Origin of the sequence: Pseudonocardia sp. EV170527-09 (assembly GCF_008369905.1) — a bacterium.
Classification (GTDB): Bacteria; Actinomycetota; Actinomycetes; order Mycobacteriales; family Pseudonocardiaceae; genus Pseudonocardia.
Map to the genome: position 1 here is coordinate 1 of NZ_VRMC01000251.1, position 1,101 is coordinate 1,101.

Annotated in this window: 2 protein-coding genes; one reads left to right on the plus strand and one right to left on the minus strand. The window is 73.9% G+C overall.

All coding sequences use genetic code 11. The annotated features are described in order from the left end of the window. On the minus strand, positions 1-593 hold a 593-nt coding region (locus FVA95_RS28875; protein ID WP_149666909.1), incomplete at its 3' end, for a glycosyltransferase family A protein. A gap of 291 nt (positions 594-884) precedes the next feature. On the opposite strand from FVA95_RS28875, the gene FVA95_RS28880 reads away from it, so the two are divergent. Next, a partial coding sequence (locus FVA95_RS28880) for a sigma factor-like helix-turn-helix DNA-binding protein (RefSeq protein WP_193564260.1) occupies positions 885-1,101 on the plus strand: 217 nt, incomplete at its 3' end.

Sequence of the window (1,101 nt, forward strand, 5' to 3'; positions counted from 1 at the left end):
AGGACGGGGCCGGAGACGCAGGCGAGTTCGGGGTCGGCGGCGAAGGCGCCGGCGATGCGGGAGGCCCAGGCGGGGTCAACCTCGGTGTCGTCGTCGGTGAAGGCGACGATCTCGGTGCGGGCCTCGGTCAGACCCCGGTTGCGCCCGATGGAAGCGCCGCGGCGCGGCTCGCGGACGTAGCGGACCCGGTCCGAGCCCGCGGCACGCACGACCAGCTCGGTCCGCTCGTCGTCCGGGTCGTTGTCGACGACGACGACCGACAGCGCCGGGTGGTCCGAGGCGAGGACCGCGCGCAGGCAGCGGGCCAGCGACTCGGGGCGGTTGCGCGTCGCGACGACCACGGTGACCGGGTCGGTCGCGGACGGCGCGGCGGCAACGGTGTCGGCCGCGGGCAGCCCGCCCACGGCGAGCGCGAGCTCCGCGGCCGTCGCCCGGCCGCCGCTCAGCGGCACCGTGACCTGACCCTGCGGGGTGCCACCGACGGTGACCAGCAGCCGTGCCGCGGCGAAGCGCGGATCGACCTCGAGGTCGCGGGCCGGGGCGAGCCGGTCGAGCTCACCCACCCAGGTCGGTACGTCGGGAGTCGTCGCCATGGGCCCCATCCTGCTCACCGTCGCTGTGACGACGCTGAGACCGACCTGTGGAGACCACGGAGTGTGGGACGCACCACGCCGAACGGGGCCCGCCCGGTGCCGCAGACCCGCCACGAGCCCCGGAGCCGGGGCCTAGGTGTGATGTCCAGGGAGGTTGTCCCGTCCGGGGGCGGTGAGTCTGGCTGACAGACGAAGGCCTCCGGTTGTGAAGTGGAGCTGTGTCGACGACGGCCTGAGACTGACCCCCTGACGTCGGATTGGGATTGACCCCTTCTGGGCGACGCTGAGGGGGTGTTGTCGGTGGAGGACTGGTCCGAGATCCGTCGTCTGCATCGGGCGGAGGGTGTCCCGATCAAGGAGATCTCCCGCCGGCTGGGAGTCGCGCGGAACACGGTGCGTTCGGCGCTGCGGGCGCCGGGCCCACCGCGGCGGGAACGGGGCCCGCGGGGTTCGCTGGCTGATGCGGTCGAGCCGCAGGTGCGGGCTCTGTTGGCGCAGTTCCCGCGGA